General features: G+C 70.7%; 22 protein-coding genes. 12 read left to right on the forward strand and 10 right to left on the reverse strand.

Annotated elements, in window-relative coordinates; genetic code table 11:
- The first annotated feature begins 36 nt into the window (after positions 1–36).
- Together QRN56_RS14360 and erpA are read left to right on the forward strand one after the other, a co-directional pair.
- Positions 37–636 (forward strand): hypothetical protein, encoded by a 600-nt coding sequence (locus QRN56_RS14360; RefSeq protein ID WP_285104325.1) that lies wholly within the window; start codon positions 37–39, stop codon positions 634–636.
- A 162-nt stretch (positions 637–798) separates the two neighbouring features.
- Positions 799–1152 carry an iron-sulfur cluster insertion protein ErpA gene (gene erpA, locus QRN56_RS14365; protein WP_020014294.1) on the forward strand — a complete coding sequence of 118 codons (354 nt, stop codon included), beginning with the start codon at positions 799–801 and terminating at the stop codon, positions 1150–1152.
- A gap of 98 nt (positions 1153–1250) precedes the next feature.
- On the opposite strand, the gene QRN56_RS14370 is transcribed toward erpA, so the two are convergent.
- Complete coding sequence (locus tag QRN56_RS14370) at positions 1251–1508, reverse strand: sulfurtransferase TusA family protein (protein WP_285104327.1); 258 nt, start codon at positions 1506–1508, stop codon at positions 1251–1253.
- 45 nt (positions 1509–1553) lie between these two features.
- Positions 1554–2705 (reverse strand): cysteine desulfurase family protein, encoded by a 1152-nt coding sequence (locus QRN56_RS14375; RefSeq protein ID WP_285104329.1) that lies wholly within the window; start codon positions 2703–2705, stop codon positions 1554–1556.
- A 269-nt stretch (positions 2706–2974) separates the two neighbouring features.
- Between QRN56_RS14375 and ctaC the strand changes: the two genes are divergently transcribed.
- The 4 genes from ctaC to QRN56_RS14395 all read left to right on the forward strand — a co-directional run bounded on the left by ctaC (position 2975) and on the right by QRN56_RS14395 (position 7174).
- The gene (ctaC, locus tag QRN56_RS14380) at positions 2975–3898 is read left to right on the forward strand and encodes an aa3-type cytochrome oxidase subunit II (protein ID WP_285104330.1); all 924 of its coding nucleotides are present in this window, start codon (positions 2975–2977) and stop codon (positions 3896–3898) included.
- Positions 3898–5712 (forward strand): aa3-type cytochrome oxidase subunit I, encoded by a 1815-nt coding sequence (gene ctaD, locus QRN56_RS14385; protein ID WP_285104332.1) that lies wholly within the window; start codon positions 3898–3900, stop codon positions 5710–5712. Before ctaC ends, ctaD begins: the two co-directional genes overlap by 1 nt.
- Complete coding sequence (locus tag QRN56_RS14390; protein ID WP_285104334.1) at positions 5709–6110, forward strand: cytochrome c oxidase subunit 4; 402 nt, start codon at positions 5709–5711, stop codon at positions 6108–6110. Before ctaD ends, QRN56_RS14390 begins: the two co-directional genes overlap by 4 nt.
- Positions 6111–6322: 212 nt before the next feature.
- Positions 6323–7174 (forward strand): SCO4651 family lipoprotein, encoded by an 852-nt coding sequence (locus QRN56_RS14395; RefSeq protein ID WP_285104337.1) that lies wholly within the window; start codon positions 6323–6325, stop codon positions 7172–7174.
- 17 nt (positions 7175–7191) lie between these two features.
- Here QRN56_RS14395 and trpD read toward each other — a convergent pair whose 3' ends face one another.
- Positions 7192–8241, reverse strand: coding sequence for an anthranilate phosphoribosyltransferase (trpD, locus tag QRN56_RS14400; protein ID WP_285104339.1), 1050 nt, complete (start codon positions 8239–8241; stop codon positions 7192–7194).
- On the reverse strand, positions 8238–8699 hold the full coding sequence (locus QRN56_RS14405; RefSeq protein WP_285104341.1) for a response regulator: 462 nt from the start codon (positions 8697–8699) through the stop codon (positions 8238–8240). Before QRN56_RS14405 ends, trpD begins: the two co-directional genes overlap by 4 nt.
- Before the next feature lie 178 nt (positions 8700–8877).
- On the opposite strand from QRN56_RS14405, the gene ctaE reads away from it, so the two are divergent.
- The 6 genes from ctaE (at position 8878) to qcrB (QRN56_RS14435) (ending at position 15910) form a co-directional block, all read left to right on the forward strand.
- The gene (gene ctaE, locus QRN56_RS14410) at positions 8878–9531 is read left to right on the forward strand and encodes an aa3-type cytochrome oxidase subunit III (protein ID WP_108495698.1); all 654 of its coding nucleotides are present in this window, start codon (positions 8878–8880) and stop codon (positions 9529–9531) included.
- A 105-nt stretch (positions 9532–9636) separates the two neighbouring features.
- Positions 9637–10416, forward strand: a complete 780-nt coding sequence (qcrC, locus tag QRN56_RS14415; RefSeq protein ID WP_285104342.1) for a cytochrome bc1 complex diheme cytochrome c subunit — start codon at positions 9637–9639, stop codon at positions 10414–10416.
- Complete coding sequence (gene qcrA, locus QRN56_RS14420; protein WP_285104344.1) at positions 10413–11483, forward strand: cytochrome bc1 complex Rieske iron-sulfur subunit; 1071 nt, start codon at positions 10413–10415, stop codon at positions 11481–11483. The genes qcrC and qcrA overlap by 4 nt, the downstream gene beginning before the upstream one ends.
- Entirely contained in the window at positions 11480–13192 is a 1713-nt protein-coding gene (gene qcrB / locus QRN56_RS14425) for a cytochrome bc1 complex cytochrome b subunit (protein WP_285104346.1), read from the forward strand. The genes qcrA and qcrB (QRN56_RS14425) overlap by 4 nt, the downstream gene beginning before the upstream one ends.
- Before the next feature lie 166 nt (positions 13193–13358).
- Positions 13359–13988: a superoxide dismutase gene (locus QRN56_RS14430; protein WP_285104348.1), complete on the forward strand. Its 630-nt coding sequence runs from the start codon at positions 13359–13361 to the stop codon at positions 13986–13988.
- 176 nt (positions 13989–14164) lie between these two features.
- A complete protein-coding gene (qcrB, locus tag QRN56_RS14435; protein ID WP_285104349.1) occupies positions 14165–15910 on the forward strand; it encodes a cytochrome bc1 complex cytochrome b subunit in 1746 nt (581 codons plus the stop codon).
- Positions 15911–15937: 27 nt separating this feature from the next.
- Here the strand turns inward: qcrB (QRN56_RS14435) and QRN56_RS14440 are convergent, their stop codons facing one another.
- From QRN56_RS14440 to QRN56_RS14465, 6 genes are all read right to left on the reverse strand, one after another.
- Positions 15938–16219, reverse strand: coding sequence for an Lrp/AsnC family transcriptional regulator (locus tag QRN56_RS14440; protein WP_253867636.1), 282 nt, complete (start codon positions 16217–16219; stop codon positions 15938–15940).
- Complete coding sequence (locus QRN56_RS14445) at positions 16213–18072, reverse strand: DEDD exonuclease domain-containing protein (protein WP_285104402.1); 1860 nt, start codon at positions 18070–18072, stop codon at positions 16213–16215. Before QRN56_RS14445 ends, QRN56_RS14440 begins: the two co-directional genes overlap by 7 nt.
- 49 nt (positions 18073–18121) lie before the next feature.
- Positions 18122–18952 carry a phosphoribosylaminoimidazolesuccinocarboxamide synthase gene (locus tag QRN56_RS14450; RefSeq protein WP_502928801.1) on the reverse strand — a complete coding sequence of 277 codons (831 nt, stop codon included), beginning with the start codon at positions 18950–18952 and terminating at the stop codon, positions 18122–18124.
- A gap of 59 nt (positions 18953–19011) precedes the next feature.
- Complete coding sequence (locus tag QRN56_RS14455) at positions 19012–20640, reverse strand: alpha-amylase family glycosyl hydrolase (RefSeq protein WP_285104351.1); 1629 nt, start codon at positions 20638–20640, stop codon at positions 19012–19014.
- A 91-nt stretch (positions 20641–20731) separates the two neighbouring features.
- A complete protein-coding gene (locus QRN56_RS14460) occupies positions 20732–22315 on the reverse strand; it encodes a glucoamylase family protein (protein WP_285104353.1) in 1584 nt (527 codons plus the stop codon).
- Positions 22316–22414: 99 nt separating this feature from the next.
- The gene (locus tag QRN56_RS14465; protein ID WP_285104355.1) at positions 22415–23602 is read right to left on the reverse strand and encodes a glycoside hydrolase family 1 protein; all 1188 of its coding nucleotides are present in this window, start codon (positions 23600–23602) and stop codon (positions 22415–22417) included.
- Between the last annotated feature and the right edge of the window lie 21 nt (positions 23603–23623).

Below are 23623 nucleotides of genomic sequence, written 5' to 3' on the forward strand. Positions count from 1 at the left end.
CACGCGGTGATGACACCCGGTCAGGACGGTGCCACGATGCGTCTCGTGCACGTGCTGCTGCTTGCCGAGACCCTGCCCGACGCCGAGCGACTGGCCTCCGCGTGGCATGCCGCCGCGCCGCACGCCGGCACCGAGGCGCGCGTGGTCCGGGTGCCGGCGGCCGCCGCCGCGTCCACGGGCGGTCCGGGCGGTGCGCCGGGCGGCGGCTCCGGCAACGGGCACGAGGAGGGTGCGGGCCGTGGCGTGCTCCTGGCGGGTCCGGCGATCCCGGTGGGCCGGCCGGCCGCCGTCGGGCCGCAGGACGTGGGGCCGGCCCACCCGGGGCCGACCCCGCCCGGGCCGGCCCCGTCGGCCCTGCCGCGGGCGGAGCAGGCGGCGCTGAGCGACGCCGCCGCACGCGCCGACGTCGTAGTGGCGTACGTCACGCTGCTCGACGGCGAGGGGCTGCACCGGGGGGTCGTCGTGGAGGCGGCGGCCGCCGCCGCGCCGCACGCCGTCCCCGTCGTCGTGCTCACCGGGCGCAGCCAGGTGAGCAGGCGGGAGTGGTCCACGGCGGGCCTCAGCGGGGTGCACGAGGTGGCGGACGACGACGTCGCGCGCGTGGCCCGGACGTGGTCCCCGGGCTGGGCAGACTGACAGCGCTCACCGTGCCGCGCAGGCGGAACGGTGATGGGCTCGGGCGAGACCTGGGCGTACGATCTGAGAACAGACCGGAACGCGGGAACAGACGGACCAGCTCATCGGTTGGCAACGTTCAAGGATCGACAACCGGTATGTCGAACACGATCGGGAGATGACATGACCGACACCACCACGGACATCGCAACCCACGGCGTCAACGTCACCGACGTCGCCGCGGGCAAGGTCCGTAGCCTGCTCGAGCAGGAGGGCCGCGACGACCTGCGCCTCCGCGTAGCGGTGCAGCCGGGTGGCTGCTCCGGGCTGATCTACCAGCTCTACTTCGACGAGCGGGTGCTCGACGGGGACGCTCTGCGCGACTACGACGGCGTCGAGGTCGTCGTGGACAAGATGAGCGTGCCGTACCTCGAGGGCGCCACGATCGACTTCAAGGACACCATCGAGCAGCAGGGCTTCACGATCGACAACCCGAACGCCGGCAGCGCATGCGCCTGCGGCGGGTCGTTCTCCTGATCGAAGCTCGCCGAGCGTAGTTCTCGGCACGACGGGCCGGTCACCTCAGGGTGACCGGCCCGTCGTCGTTCCCGGAAGGGGCGCCGGAGCCGCGTGCGTCAGCCGAGGCGGACCGTGACGGCCCAGCCGTCCCAGGCCTCGTCCCCGGCTTCCGGGGCCGCGGCCCGGTGCTCCCGGGTCCCCACGTGCTCGTGGCCGCGCATCCGGCACCACGCGGGCACGTCGAGCTTGGCCGCGGGGTCGGTCGACAGGACGGTCAGCTCCGTGCCGGCGGGCAGGCCCTTCGCCGCCGCGGCGAGCCGGATCACGGGCAGCGGGCAGCGCAGCCCGCGAGCGTCCACCAGCGTGTCAGACACACAGGTCACTCTAGTGACCCGTACGTCTGACACGGACGAGGGGAGTCAGAGGCCGCCGACGCCCAGCATCTCCCGGACCTTCGCCACCGCGCCGGGGAGCACCGCGCAGAAGCGGTCGACCTCGTCGGCCGTGGTGGACCGGTCCAGGGCGATCCGCACGTTGCCGTGCGTGAGCACGCCCATCGCGGCCAGCACGTGCGACGGCTCCAGCGTGCTCGCGGTGCACGCCGAGCCCGAGCCGACCGCGAACCCGTGCCGGTCCAGCTCCGTCACGAGCGCCTCGCCGTCCACGTAGAGGAACGAGAACGTGGCCACGTGGGGAAGCCGGTCGTCCGGGTCGCCCACCACCTCGACGTCGGGGATGCGCGCCACCGCGGCACGCACGCGCTCCACCAGCGCCCGGCGGCGCGCCTCCTGCGCCACGCGGTCGGACTCGACCGCCTGCAGAGCCACCGCGGCGGCGAACGCGAGCGGCACGCTCACGCCGCCCGGGGCCCACGGGTCCTCGTCCTCGGGCCCGACGGGCGCGGTGCGCACCCGCTGCCGGACGGCGAGGACGCCGACGCCGGCGGGCCCGCCCCAGTCGGCCGGGTCGGCGGCGAGGAGGTCCCAGGCGTCGGGCACCGCCACGTGCCCGACGCTCGCCCCGGCGTCGACCAGCAGGGGGACGGCGGCCGCGCGGGCCGCCTCGTGCACCGCCTCGACCGGCTGGACCGTGCCCACCTCGCCGTTCGCGTGCTGGAGCGCGGCCAGCGCGACGCCGGGAGCCCCGACCGCGGCGACCATGGCGTCGACGTCGACCCGACCGAGCCGGTCGACGGGCACGGGACCGGTATCCCCCGCGGCGAGCGTCGCCGCGTGCAGCACGGCGGCGCGCTCGACGGCGCCGACGACGACCGCGGAACCGGCGCGCCGTCGGGCGGCGGCCGCCGACGCGACCGCGGCGTGGAGAGTGGCCGTGTGGCTCGGCGTGAACCGGACCTCCTGGCTCCGCGCGCCGAGCACGGCGGCGATCGCCTCGCGGGCGCCGTCGAGCAGCCGGGCCGCGCGGCGGCCCTCGGCGTGCAGCCGGCGGGGGTCGGCCCAGCCGTCGGCGAGGGCCTGCTCGAAGGCCTGCCGGGCGAGCGGGTGCCACGGGGCCCGCCCGCCGTTGTCGAGGTAGACCCGCTCGGGGACACCTGGGGTGGCGTGGCTCACACGTCCTCCTGCTCCTTGTGCCGTCCACCCGATCCTCGCACCCCTGCCGCGGTGCCTCGTGACGATCGTTCTGACACGACTTGGGTGGGTGTCCTGAACAGCGTCGATGTGTGCCCCAGGTGCGGAGTGCGTCACGTTCCCGCGGGCGCCTTCCGGGCATCATCAGGCCCCGGAGCGCGCTAGGCTGCATCCCATCGAGGACGAAGGTTCTGCGTGGAGCTCGGGAGGAAACCGGTGCGACGCGCCGGACGAGACGTGAAAGGCCTCCCTTGCACTCGAAGCCACCTACCCGCACCCGGCGGGCCATCCTGCGTGCGTCGGCTCTTGCCGCCGCAGTCGCAGTGCTGGCCTCCGGCTGCGCAAGTGAATCCGTCCAGCGCGGATACCTGCCCGGCTACAGCGACGGGGAGGTGACTAACCAGACCGAGCGCATCACCGACCTGTGGGTGGGCTCGTGGATCGCTGCCCTCGCCGTGGGCATCGTGACCTGGGGCCTGATGCTGTGGTGCATCGCGGCCTACCGGAAGCGCAAGGACGACCACCAGCTCCCGGTGCAGACGCGCTACCACCTGCCGCTCGAGCTCATGTACACGGCCGTGCCGATCATCATGGTGTTGGTGCTGTTCTGGTACACCGACCGCGACGTGACGGCCATCAAGACCGTCGACGGCACCGCGACCGAGCACATCCAGGTCATCGGCAAGCAGTGGAGCTGGGACTTCAACTACCTCGACGCCGACGTGTACGACTACGGCGAGCACGAGGCGGACCCCGGCAGCGTCACGGCCGAGGACGAGCTCGACGGCGCCGTCGGCACCTCGACGTCCTTCCCGACGCTCTACCTGCCGGTGAACGAGACGGTCGAGTTCACGCTCGACTCGCGCGACGTCATCCACTCGTTCTGGATCCCCGCGTTCCTGTACAAGCAGGACATGATCCCGAACCGGACCAACACGTTCCAGGTCACGCCGACCCGTGAGGGCACGTACGCCGGCAAGTGCGCCGAGCTCTGCGGCGAGTTCCACTCCGGCATGCTCTTCAACGTGAAGGTCGTGTCCGCCGAGGAGTACGACGCCCACATGGCGGAGCTCGAGGCGAAGGGTCAGACCGGCTCGCTCGGCATGGACCTCGCCCGCACCGCCGGCCCGGTGGAGGACCCGGCAGAAACACTGGAAGAGGAGGCTGGGCACTGATGGCCGCAGCGACCACGACCGAGCTGATCCCGGGCCTGGCGCCCGGGAGGCAGACGCTCGGCCGGACCGTCATCAAGTGGATCACGTCCACTGACCACAAGACGATCGGGTACCTCTACCTGATCACGTCGTTCATCTTCTTCTGCATCGGCGGCCTGATGGCCCTGCTGATCCGGGCCGAGCTCTTCGCGCCGGGCATCCAGCTGGTGCAGAGCAAGGAGCAGTACAACCAGCTCTTCACGATGCACGGCACGATCATGCTGCTGCTGTTCGCCACCCCGCTGTTCGCGGGTTTCGCGAACGTGATCATGCCGCTCCAGATCGGCGCGCCCGACGTCGCGTTCCCGCGGCTGAACATGTTCGCCTACTGGCTGTACCTGTTCGGCGGCCTCATCACGGTGGCCGGTTTCCTGACCCCGCAGGGTGCCGCGTCGTTCGGCTGGTTCGCCTACGCGCCGCTGTCGACCACGACCTACAGTCCAGGGTTGGGAGGAGACCTCTGGGTCTTCGGCCTGGCGCTGGCCGGTTTCGGCACGATCCTCGGTGCGGTCAACTTCATCACCACGATCATCACGATGCGTGCGCCGGGCATGACCATGTTCCGGATGTCGATCTTCACCTGGAACACGCTGGTCACCAGCCTCCTGGTGCTGATGGCGTTCCCGCCCCTGGCCGCGGCACTGTTCGCGCTGGGTGCCGACCGCCGTCTCGACGCGCAGATCTTCAACCCGGAGAACGGCGGCGCCATCCTCTGGCAGCACCTCTTCTGGTTCTTCGGTCACCCCGAGGTGTACATCATCGCGCTGCCGTTCTTCGGCATCGTGTCCGAGATCTTCCCGGTCTTCAGCCGCAAGCCGATCTTCGGCTACACGGGCCTGGTCTACGCGACCATCGCCATCGCCGCGCTGTCGGTGACGGTGTGGGCGCACCACATGTACGTGACCGGCGCCGTCATGCTGCCGTTCTTCGCGTTCATGACGATGCTCATCGCGGTGCCGACCGGCGTGAAGTTCTTCAACTGGATCGGCACGCTCTGGCGAGGAAAACTCACGTTCGAGACACCGATGCTCTGGTCCATCGGCTTCCTCGTGACCTTCCTCTTCGGCGGTCTGACCGGCATCATCCTGTCGAGCCCGGCGCTGGACTTCCAGCTCTCCGACTCGTACTTCGTGGTGGCGCACTTCCACTACGTGGTCTTCGGCACCGTCGTGTTCGCGATGTTCGCCGGGTTCTACTTCTGGTGGCCCAAGATGACCGGCCGCATGCTGTCGGAGCGCCTGGGCAAGGTGCACTTCTGGATGCTCTTCGTCGGCTTCCACACCACGTTCCTCATCCAGCACTGGCTGGGTGTGGAGGGCATGCCGCGCCGCTACGCGGACTACATGCCGCAGGAGGGCTTCACCTGGGAGAACCAGGTGTCCACGATCGGCGCGTTCATCCTCGCCGCGTCCACCCTGCCGTTCCTCTGGAACGTCTACATCACCTGGCGCAAGGCGCCCAAGGTCACGGTCGACGACCCGTGGGGCTACGGCCGCTCCCTGGAGTGGGCCACGTCCTGCCCGCCGCCGCGGCACAACTTCGCCTCGCTCCCGCGCATCCGCTCGGAGTCGCCGGCGTTCGACCTGCACCACCCCGAGGTCGTCGCGATGGAGCACCCGGAGTACAACCGCGGTGTGCTCGACAACATCTACGGCGAGGCGGACCGGCGCGGTCAGGACAAGCAGGCCCAGCAGCGCGCCGCGCACGGCGGCGGCGAGTCGGGTCAGAGCAGCACGACCATCGTTGACCAGCCGGACGAGGGGACCAGCAAGTGAAGATCGAGAGTCGCCTGTTCCTCTGGGGCACGCCCTTCTTCGTCCTGGCCGGAGTCGTCTACGGCTTCATGACGGACTGGCAGGAGCCGGTCGGCTACCTGGGCATGCCGCTGGTCGGCGCCCTGGTGGCGATGATCGGCGCGTACCTGACGCTGACGGCCCGGCGCATCGACGCCCGGCCCGAGGACGACCCGAACGGCAACATCGAGGACGCCGCGGGCGACCAGGGCGTCTACGCGCCCTGGAGCTGGTGGCCGCTCGCGATCGCGGGCTCCGCCGCGATCTGCTTCCTCGGCCTGGCCGTGGGCTGGTGGGTGCTCTACATCGGCTTCTGCGTGGCGATCATCGCGCTGGTGGGCTGGGTGTTCGAGTACTCGCGAGGCATCCACTCGCACTGAGCTCGTCCTCACTGCTTTTCACGGCCGACCCGGCGTCGGAGCGTGCCCTCGTGCGAGGGTGTGCCCCGACGCCGGGTCGCTTCGTTTTCACCCGGTAGTTCACCCGCTGCCGACGGTGTCCTGGGAGTCCACCGTGGTGAGATCGACTGTTCGCTGGCCGGTTCCCCGAGGCAACCTGTGCGTCGGCCGGAGGGCGAGCAGGAAGGCCAACAGTGCGTTACTCCAAGACGGTGGTGCTGGCGACGGCGGGCGTGCTCGCCGTGGGCCTCGGCGGCTGCGCGGCAACCTCGAGCGGCTCCGCTGACGAGGCTGCCCCCACCGAGGCGGCGCAGACCCAGGTCGAGCTGACCCAGGCCTCGTTCGTCGAGGAGCTCTCCGCGGCACAGACCGAGGCGGGCACCGTCCACATGTCGATGGGCTACTCGGGCGCGGGGGCCGAGGAAGCCGGGCTGGCGGGCGCTCCCCTCGAGGCCGACATCGACCTGGCCGACCCGAAGAACCCGGCGATGGCGATGACGATGGAAATCGAGGGCGAGACCGCTGACATGGTCCTCGTCGACGGCGACTTCTACATGAACATGGGCGAGACGACGTCCGGCAAGTTCCTGAGCCTGACCGAGGCCGGCGAGTCCGACAACCCGATGGGCACGCTCTTCAAGGGCATGGGCGACGCCATGCGGAGCAGCCTGGAGGACATGGACCCGGCCGCGCAGCTCCAGGGCATGGAGGGGGCCATCACGTCGTTCGAGAAGTCCGGCCCGGAGACGGTCGACGGCGTCGAGACGGACGTCTACACGCTGCTCGTCGACCCGACCAAGATGACCGGCCCCCAGGTGGAGGACCTGCCCGAGGACATGCTGGCGCAGATGGGCGAGATGGAGATCGTCTACCACGTGGACGAGGACAACCTGGCACGTGCGCTGGTCATGACGATGGACGTCGAGGGCAAGCCCCTGGTGGCCAGCGGCACCTTCACCGGCTGGGGCGAGCCCGTCGACGTGGCCGCCCCGACCGGCGACCAGCTCGTGAGCATCGACGAGCTGACCGAGGGCATGCTCGGCTGATCCCCTGCGCTGCTGTGCTACCTCGCGGCCTGGGCCCAGCGCTCCAGGGTGGCCTGCGCCGCCCCGGAGTCCACGGCCTGGGCCGCGAGGCCGATGCCGGCGGTGAGGCGTTCCACGAGCGTGCCGGAGCCGGTACCGGGCAGCGTGCCGTCGGCGACGAGGCCCGAGGCCGCGTTGAGCAGCACGGTCTCGCGGACCGGACCGGACTCGCCCGCCAGCACGGCGCGGGCGACGCCCGCGTTGTAGGCGGCGTCGTGGCCGCGCAGGTCCTCGACCTTGATGCGCGTCAGGCCGAGGTCGTCGGCGGGGTCGATGCGGTGTTCGGTGACCGTGCCCCCGGACACCTCCCAGACGGTGGCACCCGCGGTCGCGGCGAGCTCGTCCAGGCCCTCGTCCCCGCGGAAGACCAGCGCGGACTTGCCCCGCTCGGCGAAGACGCCCGCCATCAGCGGCGCCATCCGCGCGTCGGCGCAGCCCACGGCGGCCGCGCGCGGCTGGGCCGGGTTCGTGAGCGGGCCCAGGAAGTTGAAGACCGTGGGCACGCCCAGTTCCTTGCGGGTCACGCCCGCGTGGCGCATGGACGGGTGGAAAGCCGCGGCGAAGCAGAAGGTGATGCCCGCCTCGCGCGCGATCTGCGCGACGCGCTCCGGCGGGTGGTCCAGGCGGATGCCGAGCTCCTCCAGCACGTCCGCGCTGCCCGACGACGACGACGCCGCCCGGTTGCCGTGCTTCACCACCCGCAGGCCGGCGCCCGCGATGACCACGGAGGCCATCGTGGAGATGTTCACGGTGTGCGCGCGGTCGCCGCCGGTGCCGACGATGTCCACCGACGGCCCGGGCACGTCGATGCGCACCGCGTGCTCGATCATGGAGTCGGTCAGGCCCGCGAGCTCCTCGACGGTCTCGCCCTTGGCCCGCAGCGCCACGAGGAAGCCGGCGAGCTGGACGGGGGAGACCTCACCGGTCATCACCCGGTCCATCGCCCAGCGGGCCTCCTGCTGGCTCAGGTCGGTGCCGGTCATGAGCCCGGCGAGCAGACCGGACCAGGTGGGTGCCTCGAGGTTCACGCGGTACCCGCCGTCGAGGGGGCGAGCAGGCGCGCGACGGCCTCCTGGACCTTGATGGCGTCGAGCGGGCGCGCCACCACGCCGTCGGCCAGGGACCAGGTCGCGAGCCAGGCGTCCGCCGGGCGGCCCGTGAGGACCAGCACCGGGGGGCACTCGTAGATCTCGTTCTTGAGCTGGCGGCACAGCCCCATGCCGCCGGCCTGGTCGGCCTCTCCGTCGAGGACGAGCAGGTCCCACGTCTCGTTGTCGGCCTTGTCCACCACGGCGGCCGCGGTGGCGGCCTCGGCCCACACGATGTCGGGCGCGCCCGCGTGCAGGCGGGGGCCGACGGCGAGGCGTACCTGCTCACGCACCGTCCGGTCGTCGCTGTACAGGAGGACTCGCGGGCTCGACGTCGCGCTGGGGGAGGGCGTACCGCTCGTGCCTGCGCTGGTCACTTCCGTCGTCATGCCGGTCATGCGTCGATCGTGGCACAGACCCCGCTCCGACGGCAGATATGTCCACGCCCTTTTCATGGCACTCTGCAGAATGGCGTCAGCAAGAGACGCCCCAGGTAGGGCGTTGAGTGGACTTTGTGAGATTCGACGCGAGCGTCCGTGACGGTTCGGCGTTCGGGACACGCGAACGTCGGCCATAATGGCTGTCGTGTCGACCGCAACGGCTGCAGCCACCCCCACGCACCAGCACGTGACAGTCAATCGTCCGAACCCGGTCTCGGTCGGGACGATCGTCTGGCTCGCGAGCGAGCTCATGTTCTTCGCAGCGCTCTTCGCGATGTACTTCACCGTCCGGCAGACCATGCCGGCCGAGGAGTGGGCGCTGCAGGCGGACAAGCTGAACATCACCTTCTCCACGATCAACACGATCGTCCTGGTGCTGTCCTCCTTCACCTGCCAGTGGGCGGTCTTCAAGGCCGAGCAGTTCAAGCCGTCGCGCTCCGGGAAGCTCTTCCAGTTCTGGACCTGGGGCATGCACGAGTGGCTGACCATGACCTACCTCATGGGCGCGTTCTTCATCGGCGGCCAGATCTTCGAGTACACCGAGCTGGTGCACGAGGGTCTGACCATCTCGTCCAGCGCGTACGGGTCGGTCTTCTACATGACCACCGGCTTCCACGGTCTGCACGTGACCGGCGGTCTGATCGCCTTCCTCTTCGTGCTCGGCCGCTCGTTCGCCGCCAAGCGCTTCGGTCACCACGAGGCCACCACCACGATTGTCACGTCCTACTACTGGCACTTCGTCGACGTGGTGTGGATCGCGCTCTTCGCGGTGATCTACCTGCTGCGCTGACCGGTCGCGCGGTCGCCCCCGGGCAGCCGCGCCTCACGGCCACGTGCGGTGGCATAGGTTCATAACAGAGAAGCTCAACACTCACAGCGAGACGAGGAAATTTTCGTGAAGGCACTCGCCGCCCGCAGGCACCACCGGCTGGCGCCGGTCGTACTCCTGCTGCTGGCGCTGCTGACCACGGGCGGCGTCTACGCCGCCCTGGCTCCGAGCACGGCTAAGGCCGAGACCGTCAGCACCGCGGACATCGAGACCGGTAAGAAGCTGTTCCAGGCCAACTGCGCGACGTGCCACGGCGCGAACGCCGAGGGCACCGACGGCGTGCCGTCCCTGGTGGGCGTCGGCGCTGCCGCCGTCGACTTCCAGGTGTCGACCGGCCGCATGCCGATGCAGATGAACGGCCCGCAGGCCGAGGCCAAGCCGCCGCAGTTCGACGCGGAGCAGACCGCGGCGCTGGCCGCGTACGTCGCCTCGCTGGGCGCCGGCCCGGCCATCCCGACCGACGAGCAGGTCGACCCGACGCAGGGTGACCCCTCGAACGGCATGGCCCTCTTCCGCACCAACTGCGCCATGTGCCACAACGCCGTGGGCGCCGGCGGCGCACTCTCGGAGGGCAAGTTCGCCCCCGCGCTCTGGGAGACGTCGGAGCGGAACATCTACCAGGCGATGCTCACCGGCCCGCAGTCGATGCCGGTGTTCAACGACGCGAACATCACGCCGGACGAGAAGCGCGACATCGTGTCGTTCCTCGTCGAGCAGCGCGAGGGTTCGGCCGGCGGTAACGCGCTCGGCGCCCTCGGACCGGTGTCCGAAGGTCTCTGGGCCTTCGTGATCGGCCTCGGCCTGCTCATCGGCGCCGCAGTGTGGATCGGAGCGAAGTCCTCGTGAGCGAGAACCAGAACAACCCCGCCGACACCTCGCACGAGGTGACGGTCACCCCCGAGGCGGGTACCGCCGTCGGGCACCCGGAGCGGTTCCCGGACCCGGGCGTCCCGGACCACAAGCACCGTCTGACGGACACCGACCCGCGCGCCGCCAAGCGCGCCGAGCGGACCGTCACCATCCTCTTCGTCCTGTCGATCCTGGGCACGGTCGGTTCGATCGTCGCCTACGTGATGGTCCCGCCGGACGGCACCACCTCGGGTGTCCGCCTGTCGACCCTGCTGCTCGGCCTCTGCCTCGCGGTGTCGCTGCTGGGCATCGGCATCGCCGGCATCCACTGGGCCAAGTCGCTCATGGGCGACAAGGAGATGGTCCAGGAGCGGCACCCGCTCGCGACGAACGAGGAGGACCGCGCCATCGCGGTCCAGGACCTGAACGAGGGCCTCGCCGACTCGGGCGTCGTCGGACGCCGGGGCGTGCTCAAGGGCGCCTTCTTCGGTGCCCTGGCGCTGTTCCCGCTGGCCATCGCGGTGCCGCTGATCGGCTCCGTGGGCGGCGACTGGAACGTCTCCAAGTTCAAGCACACGATGTGGAAGAACGGCACGCGCCTGGCGATCGACCCCTCGGGCCGGCCCATCAAGGCCGCCGACGTCACCGTCGGCTCCGTCTTCCACGTGATCCCGGAGACCACCGAGGAGTTCCGCTCCACGCACGAGTGGATCAACGAGAAGTCCAAGGCCGTGGTGCTGATGGTCCGCCTCAACCCGGAGGACCTCCGCACGGACCAGTCGCCCGAGGGCGAGACCTGGTCGCACGAGGGGATCGTCGCCTACTCGAAGATCTGCACGCACGTGGGCTGCCCGGTGGCCCTGTACGAGCAGCAGACCCACCACCTCCTGTGCCCCTGCCACCAGTCGACGTTCGACATCGCGGACAGCGCGAAGGTCGTCTTCGGCCCGGCCAACCGCCGGCTGCCGCAGCTGCCGATCACGGTCGACGACGAGGGCTACCTCGTGGCGCAGGACGACTTCGCCGAGCCCATCGGCCCGAGCTTCTGGGAGCGCCTGAAGTGAGCACCGCGACCCACGACACCAAGCGTGAGGCACCGGCCAAGCCGACGACGACCGTCGGCAAGGCGGCGGACTACCTCGACCAGCGCACCTCCATCGGCGTCGCCGTCAAGGAGTTCGCGCGCAAGGTCTTCCCGGACCACTGGTCCTTCATGCTCGGCGAGATCGCACTGTTCTCGTTCGTGGTGCTGATCATCTCGGGATTCTTCCTGACGATGTTCTTCGAGCCGTCGATGGCGCTCACCACCTACGAGGGTGAGCACCCCGCGACCATGCACGGTCAGCTCATGTCCGTCGCGTTCGCCTCGACCCTCGACATGTCGTTCGAGGTGCGCGGCGGTCTGCTCATGCGGCAGATCCACCACTGGTCGGCCCTGATCTTCATGGCCTCGATCGTGGTGCACATGATGCGCGTGTTCTTCACCGGCGCGTTCCGCAAGCCGCGCGAGATCAACTGGATCGTCGGCATCCTGCTCATGATCCTGGGCCTGGCGGCCGGCTTCACCGGCTACTCGCTGCCCGACGACGTCCTGAGCGGCAACGGCCTGCGCATCACCGACGGCGTGGTCAAGTCGATCCCGCTGATCGGCTCGTTCATGTCGTACATGATCTTCGGCGGCGAGTTCCCGGGCCACCACATCGTGCCGCGCCTGTTCACGCTGCACATCTTCGTGGTGCCGGGCATCCTGCTGGCGCTCATCGCGCTGCACCTGTTCCTCATGGTGCTGCAGAAGCACACCCAGTACCCGGGCGGCGGCCGCACCGACAAGAACGTCGTCGGCTACCCGGCCCTGCCGGTGTACGTGGCCAAGATGACCGGCAACTTCTTCATGGTCTTCGGCGTGCTGGCGCTCATGGGTGCCACGATGTCGATCAACAACGTGTGGAACTACGGGCCGTTCGACCCGTCGCCGGTCTCCGCGGGTGCCCAGCCGGACTGGTACATGCTGTTCCTGGAGGGCTCGCTGCGCCTGATGCCGGGCCAGGGCACGGAATGGGTCATCTTCGGCTACACCTTGCCGCTGAACGTGCTGATCCCCGCTGTGGTGATCCCCGGCATCCTGTTCACGTTCCTGATCGTCTACCCGTTCCTCGAGGCGCGGGTGACCGGCGACGACCGCGAGCACCACGTGCTGGACCGCCCGCGCAACAAGCCGGCGCGCACCGGCCTGGGCGTCGCGTTCCTGACGGCGTTCATCATCCTGGCCCTGGCCGGGTCGAACGACCTCATCGCCACGCACTTCGCGCTGTCGATCAACGCGATCACCTGGGTGTTCCGCGTCCTGTTCTTCGTGGGGCCGGTGTTCGCGTACTGGGTCACCAAGCGCATCTGCCTCGGGCTGCAGCGCAAGGATCGCGAGCTGGTGCTGCACGGTCACGAGTCGGGCCGCATCGTGCGCTTCGCCAACGGCGAGTACATCGAGGTGCACACCCCGCTCGACGACCAGGAGCGCTGGCTGCGCGTCAACTTCGAGGCGCCGGCCCCGCTGGCGATCGCCCCGAAGACGGACGCCCGCGGCGTGAAGCGCAAGGGTTACGGCGCCGACAAGCGCTGGCAGGGCCTGTCCCGGTTCTTCTACGAGGACCGCGTCTCGCCCGTCACCCCGGCCGAGGTCGCCGCCGCGCACTCGCACGGCGAGCACGACGAGCTGTCCGGCTCCGAGCGCCAGGCCGTCGAGGCAGGCGCGGGAACCACCTCGCGGGAGCACTGAGCGACCTGCGACACCAAGCGATGGCCTGTGTCTCCTGGTCCGCATCTGCGGCCAGGGACACGGGCCATTGCCGTCCCGGCGGGCACCACACCGGCGCACGACCAGGACGGCGTCCCACCCCTGCGCACCGTCCGGTGTGCGGACCGATCCTGGAGGTACCTCAGCAATGGCTGTTTACACGCTCCCTGACCTGACCTACGACTACGCCGCGCTCGAGCCGCACATCTCGGGCAAGATCATGGAGCTGCACCACTCCAAGCACCACGCGACGTACGTCAAGGGTGCCAACACTGCCCTGGAGCAGCTCGAGGAGGCCCGCGAGACGGGCAACCTCGGAGGCGTCAACAAGATCGAGAAGGACCTCGCGTTCAACCTCGGTGGTCACATCAACCACTCGATCTTCTGGACGAACATGGCACCGGAGGCCGGCGGCGAGCCGACCGGCGACATCGCTGCGGCGATCGACGAGCACTTCGGCTCGTTCGAGAAGTTCAAGGCGCACTTCACCGCCGTCGCCGCCGGTGTGCAGGGCTCCGGCTGGGCCGTCCTGGCCTGGGACTCCGTGGGCCAGAAGCTGGTCGTCGTGCAGCTGTTCGACCAGCAGGGCAACATCCCCTTCGCGCTCACCCCGGTCCTCATGCTGGACTGCTGGGAGCACGCCTACTACATCGACTACCTGAACGTCCGCCCGGACTACATCAAGGCCTGGTGGAACCTGGTGTCGTGGAGCAACGTCTCCGAGCGCCTGGCGCGGGCGAAGACGCAGACCGCGGGTCTCGTCGTCGCCTCGGCGTGACAGCCTGACGGGACCAGATCCGGCGCGCTCCGGGAGATTTCTCCCGCGGGTGCGCCGGATCTGTCGTGTCACGTTCCGGCGCCCTGATTCGTCGGCGAGGGTGGAAGCAAAGCCCGGCACGGTGTCTACTGGATGTCAACGGTAGAGCCCGCGCCGCCGAAATCAGGGGTGATGACGTGGCAACGAAGCAGCGTCCGAGTGCCGTCGGCAAGGCAGCCGACTACCTGGACCAGCGCACCACCATCGGGGTGCTGGTCAAGGAGCTGGCGCGCAAGGTCTTCCCCGACCACTGGTCCTTCATGCTGGGCGAGATCGCCCTGTTCTCATTCGTGGTGCTGATCGCGTCCGGGTTCTTCCTGACGATGTTCTTCGAGCCGTCCATGGCGCTGGTGCGGTTCGAGGGCGACTATCCGCCGTCGATGCAGGGGCAGCTCATGTCGGCGGCGTTCAGCTCCACCGTGGACATGTCGTTCGAGGTGCGCGGCGGTCTGCTGATGCGGCAGATCCACCACTGGTCGGCCCTGATCTTCATCGGCTCGATCGTGCTGCACATGTTCCGGATCTTCTTCACCGGCGCGTTCCGCAAGCCGCGCGAGATCAACTGGCTGGTCGGACTGACCATGCTCATCCTGGCCCTGGCGGCCGGCTTCACCGGCTACTCGCTGCCCGACGACGTGCTGAGCGGCAACGGCCTGCGCATCATCGACGGCGTGGTCAAGTCCATCCCGGTGATCGGCTCGTACATGTCGTTCCTGGTGTTCGGCAGCGAGTTCCCGGGCAGCCACATCATCCCGCGGCTGTTCACCCTGCACATCTTCGTGATCCCCGGGATCCTGATCGCCCTGATCGCGCTGCACCTGTTCCTCATGGTGCTGCAGAAGCACACCCAGTACCCGGGCGGCGGCCGCACGGACAAGAACGTCGTCGGCTACCCGGCCCTGCCGGTGTACGTGGCCAAGATGACGGGCAACTTCTTCATCATCGCCGGCGTGCTGACCCTCATGGGCGGCACGATGGCGATCAACAACATCTGGAACTACGGCCCGTACGACCCGGCACCGGTCTCCGCCGGCACACAGCCCGACTGGTACATCCTCTTCGTCGACGGCGCCCTACGGCTCATGCCGGGACCGGGCTGGGAGTGGGTCATCGGCGGCTACACGCTGAGCATGAACATCCTGATCCCGGCGGTCGTCGTGCCGGGCATCCTGTTCACCATCCTGTTCGCGTGGCCGTTCCTCGAGGCCCGCGTGACCGGGGACCACCGCGAGCACCACGTGCTGGACCGGCCGCGCAACCGGCCGGTGCGGACCGGCATCGGTGTCGCACTGTTCGTCGCGTTCCTGGTCTGTGCCCTGGCCGCCACGAACGACATCATCGCCACGCACTTCTCGCTGAGCATCTTCGCGATCACCTGGGTGCTGCGCGTGCTCCTGTTCGTGGGGCCGGTGTTCGCGTTCTTCGTGACGAAACGGGTGTGCCTCGGGCTGCAGCGCAAGGACCGCGAGCTGGTGCTGCACGGTCACGAGTCGGGCCGCATCGTGCGCTTCGCCAACGGCGAGTACGTCGAGGTGCACACCCCGCTGGACCCGCAGGAGGTGTGGCTGCGCACCCAGCACACGTCCCCGAGGCCGCTGGAGATCAGACCCGCGACGGACGCCCGCGGCGTCAGGCGCCAGGGCTACCGGTCCGACCGGCGCTGGCAGCGGCTGTCCGAGTTCTTCTACGAGGACCGCGTGGAGCCGGCCAGGCCCGCGGAGCTCGCGGCCGCCCACTCGCACGGCGAGCACGACGAGATCGAGGCCAGGACCCCGGCGGCCGTCGGGCCCGGCACCGCCGGGCAGGGCACGTCCGGCCCGCGGACGGCCGGGCCGCGTACCTCCGGAGAGGGCGCCGCGGGGCCGGGCGAGGAGCCGCGGTAACGGGGGAGCCGCGGTCGGGGGCGCGAGCTAGTCGTCGAGCCCCAGGGCGAACGCCTGCTCCAGGTCCGCCTTGGAGAAGGCACGGAACGCGATGAGCGTCTCGGTGTTCTGCACGCCCGGCACCTTGTTCACGGTGTCGGACACGACGCCGGCGAGCTGCTCGTGCTCGGGCACGCGCACGATCGCCACGAGGTCGGTCTTGCCGGTCACGGAGAAGACCTCGCTCACACCGTCGATGTTCGCGACCTCCTGCGCGACCTCGGGAATGCGGGACGTCTCGGCGTCGATGAGGACGATCGCGGTCAGCATGCCGTCATCGTATCCACGTGCCGCGGGTTCTCGGGTCCCGGGACGACGGCGGTTCCGTCCGTGGAGGGCTCCGCGTCGGCCGAACCCTCCGCCGTGGCGATCTCCGTCCGCACCCGCTCCGACGCCCAGGTCAGGTCGGCGTGCGCCCCCGCCGCGCGCACCGGGCACGCCCAGGTGTCGCTGACGTGCACCAGCCGGACGCCGGGGGAGTCGAGCCAGGCGAGCAGCAGGTCGGTCTCCTCGGGGTGTGCGGCGGGCGCGGGGGCGACGGGCGGCTCGACGTGCTCCGCCGTCGTGCGCAGGGCGGACACGAGGGGGAGCGGGCTGGCGCCCGGCGCCGACACGTCGGTGGCGGCGAGCCGGCCGTGCTTGATCACCACGATCTCCCAGCCGCCGGGCTTGCCCGGGGCGTCGCCGATCCCCGACGGGCGTGCGGCGACCAGCTCGGCGCACCTGGCCAGGGGCCCGAGCCGCTGGGCCCGGTGCGCGCCCTGCACGAAGGCGCGCAGGCGCCGGGTGACCTCGCCCGCCTCCTCGTAGCGTTCCTGGTGGGCGAGCGTCGCGATCCGGTCGGAGAGCGCCCGCACCACCGGGGCGGGGTCGCCGGTGAGGGCGTCGCGCGCGGCGTCGGCGACGTCGGCGTAGGACGCGTCGGGCGCCTCCGTGGCCACGCACGGGGCGGAGCAGCGGCCCATCCCCGCCAGGGCGCACGGGCTGCCGGGCCGCTTGGAGACCAGCGGGATGCGGGCGGTGCACTGCCGCAGGTTCAGGGCGTCGTGGAGGGCGTGCACGGCCTCCTGGGCAGTGCGCCGGGACCCGAAGGGGCCGATGTGCGCGGCGCCCGGTACGACGCCGCCCACGACCGACAGGCGCGGGTAGGCCTCGTCGGTCAGGCGCACCCACGAGTGCCGCTCCGGGAACTTGGAGCGCCGGTTGTAGCGCGGCGCGTGCTCGGTGATGAGCCGCAGCTCCCGCACCTGGGCCTCCAGCGGCGTGGCGCAGGCGACGGGCGTGACCCGCTCGGCGATGCGCACCATCTCCGTGATCCGCTTTCGCTTCTCGGCGGCGGTGAAGTACGAGCGCACCCGCTTGCGGATGTTGACCGACGTGCCGACGTACAGGACCTCGTCCCCCGGGCCGCGGAACAGGTAGACGCCGGGCGACTCGGGCAGGCCGTCGGCCAGGTGGCGTTTGCGGCGCACCTCGGGCGGCACCGGGTCGGCCGCCGTGGCGAGGTCCTCCAGGTGCGTGACGCCCATCGGCGCGAGGCGCTCGAAGAGGGCGTGCAGCACGTCGACGGTCGCGCGCGCGTCGGCCAGCGCCCGGTGGTCGGGGGAGACGGTGGCGTGGAACAGGTTCGCCAGCGTGGAGAGCTTGTGGTTGGGCGCCTCGTCCCGCGTCACCAGGCGGCGGGCCAGCGGCACCGTGTCCACGACGGTGAACCCGGGCCACGGGTAGTCCAGCCGGGCGCACATCGCCTTGAGGAAGCCGACGTCGAACGGCGCGTTGTGCGCCACGAGCACCGTGTCGTGCGCAAACTCCAGGAAGCTCGGCAGGACGAGGGCGATGTCCGGCGCCGTGGCGACCATGGCATTCGTGATGCCGGTCAGCCGGGCGACGAACGCGGGGACCGGCTGCCCCGGGTTGACCAGCGACTGGAACTCGCCCAGCACCTCGCCGCCGCGCACCTTGACCGCGCCGATCTCGGTGATCCCGCCCTCTTTGGCGTTGGTCCCCGTGGTCTCCAGGTCCACGACGACGAAGGTCACGTCACGCAGCGGCGTGCCGAGCTCCTCGAAGGTGGCCTGGTAGGCCGACTGCTGGACGGATGCCGCGGTGCTCACGGCGTGCACGCTAGCGCGTGCCACTGACACTCTCCGGCACCGCGGCGGCCGAGAGTGCTCAGGCCCAGCGTTCGCCGGTGAGCTGCTCGTAGATCTCGACGTACCGGGCGCGCGTCTCCTTGACCACGTCGTCCGGGATCTCGGGGCCCGGGTAGGTGCGGTCCCAGTCGGTCAGGGTCGAGGACCAGTCGCGCACGAACTGCTTGTCGTAGGACCACTGGCCGCGGCCGGGCTCGTACTCGCTCGCCTTCCAGAAGCGCGAGGAGTCCGGGGTGAGCACCTCGTCGGCGAGCGTCAGCACGCCGTCGGCGTCGAACCCGAACTCCAGCTTCGTGTCGGCGATGATGACGCCACGCTCGCGCGCGATCTCGGCGCCACGGTCGTAGATCGCGAGCGTCAGCTCGCGCAGCCGGTCCGTGGTCTCCGTGCCGAGGTCCTTGGCGATCTCCTCGACGGAGATGTACTCGTCGTGGCCCTCGTCCGCCTTGGTGGACGGCGTGAAGACGGGCTGCGGCAGGCGGTCGGCCTCGACCAGGCCCGGGGGGAACGCCACGCCGGACACGCTGCCGGTGGCGTTGTAGCTGTCCAGCCCCCCGCCCGCGAGGTACCCGCGCGCGATGCACTCGACCGGCACGATGTCCAGCTTCTTGCAGCGGATCGCGCGGCCCGCCCACTCCTCGGGCACGTCCTCGCTGATCACGTGGTTGGGCACCAGGTCGGCGAACTGGCGGAACCACCACAGCGAGAGCTGGGTCAGGATCGCGCCCTTGTCGGGTACGGCCGTGGGCAGCACGACGTCGTACACCGACACGCGGTCGGAGGCCACCAGGATCACATCGTCGCCGTCCGCGTAGACCTCGCGAACCTTGCCCTTCCGGATCAGTTCCACGGGCCCAAGGTTAACCCGGTACGCGCACCGGACCGGTGCGCGTACCAGCGTCGTGCGCCCTACGCGCCCGCCAGGTCGAGCACCGCGTAGCCGTGGCCGTCCAGGTGCACGACGTCGGGTCCGCCGTCGCCCGCTGCGCCGTCGCCCGCCTCGACCCGGAGGCCCCGGGCGACGAGCGGCCGCGCCTTCCCGGCGCCGTCCAGCGGGAGCTCCACGGCCGCGCGGCCCGGGTTGAGCACCACGGCGAGCGTGCCGCCGCGCACGTACGCCAGGGGGTACCCGGTGGCGAGCACCTCGACCGGCGCGGCCACGTCGAGGCGCTCGTCGTCGTGCCGCAGCGCGATGAGGTCGCGGACCAGGCGCAGCAGCGAGCCGGCGTCGTCGACCTGGGCGGCGACCGTCGGCCGGTCCGGGTCGGGGTCCTGCGGCAGGTACGTGGACGTCGCGGGCTTGCCGGGCCCGTACGGGTCCGCGGGCAGGTCACCCCACTGCATCGGCGTGCGCGAGCCGGCCCGGTCGTAGGCGGGCCCCAGCCGGGAACCCTCCAGGGTCGGCGTGCCCGGCACGTACCGCATGCCGATCTCGTCGCCGTAGTAGACGGATGGCATGGCGGGCCACGTCATCGTGAGCACATGCGCCACCCGGGCCTGTTCGGCGTCGCGTGGGCCCGCGACCAGCCGCGTGAAGTCGTGGTTCGACGTCGGCAGGCCCACCACGCCGCCGCGGCCGGCCGCCGCGATGGCGTCCGTCGCGGCCCGCCACGCCTGGACGAACGTGGCGGCGTCGCCGGTCCCGTCCGCACCCGCCCAAGGGGACAGCTCGCCCCAGCCGGGGCTCACCGTGCCCGCGCCGTTGTTCCACAGCGACCGCAGCGGCAGGCCGTCGTCGTCCCCGCCGAACTGGAGGAAGAAGTCCGCGTGGAAACCCGCCGGGACCGCGACCCGCGGCTCGCCCCACTCGCTGATGATCACGCGGCCCGGGAACTCGCGGTCCAGCCACGCGCGCATCTCGTGCCACAGCTTGGCCGTCTCCACGTGGCCGGGGTCGTCCTTGACCAGCGACGCCGCCATGTCCACGCGGAACCCGGCCACGCCGAGGCCGAACCAGTGCGCCATGATCTCGCGCAACGCCGCGCGGTTGGCCAGGGGACCGGGGGCGTCGACGGGCTGCCGCCACGGCTCTGCCGGGTCGAGGCGGGCGTACCCGAAGTTCAGCGCGGGCTGCACGGGGAAGAAGTTGGGCTTGTAGTACCCGCCGCGTGCGCCCGGCCCGGGCTGGAAGCCCTCGGCGGGCACGTCGCTCCACACGAACCGGTGGTCGTCCGGGTCGTCGGCCGACGCGCGGAACCAGGGGTGCTGGTCCGACGTGTGGCCCGCCACCAGATCGAGCAGCACGGAGATGCCGCGGCGCCCGGCCTCCTCGGTCAGCCGCGCCATGTCCTCGTTCGTGCCGTAGCGCGGGGCGACGGTGAGGAAGTCCGCGACGTCGTACCCGGCGTCGGCGAACGGCGAGACGAAGCACGGGCTGAGCCAGATCGCGTCCACCCCGAGCCAGGCGAGGTAGTCCAGGCGCTCGGTGATCCCGGCGAGGTCGCCGATCCCGTCGCCGTTCGCGTCCGCGAAGGACTGCGGGTAGATCTGGTAGAGCACGGTGCGCCCGAGGCGCGGGGCGAGGTCGACGGAGGCCAAGGAACTACCCCTTCGTAGATGGTGCGGGAGGTCCAGCGTGTCAGACGCTCAGGTCACTCCGGTGACCTGAGCGTCTGACACGTCGGGGGTTTCAGTCGCGGCCGACGGCGAACGTCTCCATCGCCATCAGCGGTCGCACCTCGCGCTCCAGGGCGCCGGGCGCGACGTAGCGGCGCATCGCGTCGTCGGCCAGCTCGTTGCCGAGCGCGGCCATGATCATGCCCTGGTCCAGGGACAGGTAGCGCTGGGAGACCTGGCCGCTGCGCACGGCGACGGCGTCGTAGAAGCCGCCCGGGCCATAGGCGTCGAAGTCGGTGGCGATGTTCCGCAGGTTGGTCATCGCCTCCCGCGGCGCGTACCGCAGGGCGAGGAACGAGGCGTGCGGGGTCACCACGCCGTCGCCGTACGCCGTGGGCTCCGGCGAGCCCTCGCGGCAGCCCTCGTACGGCTGGTCGACCGTCGTGCGCTCCTGGTCGGAGGTGTAGCCCGGCCCGTCCAGCCCGAGCTGGTCCACACCGTACTCGCGGTACCCGCCGGCCGGGTTGTTCGACGGCGAGAAGCCCCAGTACCCGTAGTCCGCCTCGCGCAGGCCGTGCTCGATCTGCCCCTGCACGTACAGGGGGTGGTTGCGGCCCCACGACCGCGGACCCCACTTCTCCTCGGGCACGAACAGCGGCACCATGAGCGCCTCGAACATGCTGCCGCCCCAGGTCGGGACCACCCGCATGCCCCGGTAGGGCAGTGCCCCCTCGAAGACCGGCACCCCCAGGTACTCGGCCCACTCGCCGACCGGCCGGGTCTCGGTCCACGACCAGTCGCACGTGTCGGGGAACGTCCGGTAGGTGCCGAAGTAGTGCTCCGCCGGGATCTGCCCCTCGGCGATGCCCAGGTAGGACGCGATCCGCGGCTCGGTGTTGAACGCGCCGTAGTGGTGGCCCGTGTACCAGACGTCGGCGCCCATCTCGCAGTAGTCGCCGGCCACCGGCGCGGTCTCCTGCGGGTCGACGTCCCAGAACCCGCCCCGGATCTGGTTCTGCGCCGCGTCGTAGTAGCAGCCGAAGTCCATGGCCTCGCGGACGGCGTCCGCCTCGTCGGCCAGCGACGGCTCCGCGCGGCTCGTCAGCAGCAGGCCCGTGGCGAGCCAGCCGTTGTCCACGCTCGACAGGAACGGCTTGATCGGGTCGCCGCTCGTGGGGAACGTCAGGAGCATGGCGCCCGTGGCCGGGTCGTACCAGTTGTAGAACATGCCGCTGGGCTCGTGCTTCTCGAGCCCGGCCACGGTGTGCAGCGTGGTGGCCAGGCGCTCGCGGGCCTCCTTGCGCCCGATCAGGCCCGTGTCGCGGGCCACGACGGTGCTCCAGAGGTACGCGCCGATGTTGGTCGGCGAGGTGTAGCCGCCCCGGCTGGCCGGGTCCAGGTCGCCGCCGATGTTGTCGTCGGGCAGGCCCGTCTCCTCGTCGACCAGCGCCTCGAACGAGCGCCAGGTGTCGGCGGCCCAGGTGCGGAGCTGGCGGCGGTCCTGGGCGGCGCCCGCGGCCTGGGCCGTACGTTCGGCCTGCGCCTCGGCCTGGGCCGCGCCCCGGTCCGGCGCCGCGCCGGTGGCGCTCACCGGGAGGGCGGTGAGCGCCAGCGCGGCGACGGCGGCGGTGGCGACCGCTGTCCGAATTCTCCTCATGGTGTGTCTCCTTCTACGTCGTCGTAGTCGTGACAGTTCGGGGCAGTGCTGTGCGGTCCAGCGGTCCAGCGGTGCATCAGCCCGGCGGTGCCGGGCGGGTCAGGCGGGCAGCTCTCCGGTGCGCGCGACCTTGCCGAGCCACGCGAGGCTCGGCTTGGGCGTGCGCTCGAAGGTGGTGCGGTCCACGGCGATCAGCCCGAACGTGGGCCGGAAGCCGCTCATCCACTCGTAGTTGTCGAGCAGCGACCAGTGCAGGTAGCCGTCCACCCGGCAGCCCGCGGACATCGCGCGGGCCATGCCCTGCAGGGCGCCGGTCGTGTAGTCGATGCGGCGGGCGTCGTCGGCCGTGGCCATGCCGTTCTCGGTGACGATCATCGGCACGCCGCCGGTGATCTTGTGGGTGTACTCCAGCGCCTCCCCGAGCGCCTGCGGGTAGTACTCCCAGCCGGTCAGCGTCTTCTCGACGTCGTCGCCGAAGGGGATGGGCTCGCCGTCCGCCCCGATGATGGTGCGCAGGTAGCTCTGCACGCCCACGAAGTCGTCGCCGCGCGCGACCTCCAGGAAGAAGTCCTCGCGTGGGTAGGCGTAGGCGTCGCGGGCCTCCTCGGCGCCGGGCGCCGCCTGGAACACCTGGTTCGCGATGGTCCAGCCGGCCTTGACGTGCCCCAGCCCGTGCAGGATGTCGACGGCGCGCCGGTGAGCGGTGGCCTGGATCTCGGAGGCGGCCTGGTCCGGGGCGGCGAGCCCGGCGGCGTCCAGGTTGGTGCGCCGGCTCGCGCCGAGCATCATCGAGGTGATGTTGGGCTCGTTGATGGTCACCACGTGGCGGACGTCGCCCAGGATCTGGCTGGCCGTCTCGACGTAGCGGCTGAACAGGTCGACGGCGTCGGGCGCGAACCAGCCGCCGCGCTCGGCGAACCACCGCGGGAGCGTGAAGTGCAGGAGCGTCACCATCGGCGTCACGCCCGCCTCCAGGCAGGTGTCGATCATCCGCCGGTAGTGGTCGAGCTGCGCCCGCGAGAACTCGCCCTCGGCCGGCTCGATCCGCGCCCACTCGATCGAGAAGCGGTAGGCGTTCAGGCCGGCGTCGGCCAGCAGCCGGATGTCCTCCGGGTAGCGGTGGTAGCTGTCGACGGCGTCGCCGGAGCTCTCCGCGCACAGCGACCCGGCGACGTGCTCCTTGGCCCACCAGTCGCTGTTGGTGTTGCCGCCCTCGATCTGGTGCGCGGCGGTCGAGGCGCCCCACAGGAACTCGGGTGCGGTGGGCAGCGTGATCTGTTCGGTCACGGAAGAAACTCCTCGGGTGGT

It is taken from the genome of Promicromonospora sp. MEB111 (assembly GCF_030209445.1).
Classification (GTDB): domain Bacteria; phylum Actinomycetota; class Actinomycetes; order Actinomycetales; family Cellulomonadaceae; genus Promicromonospora.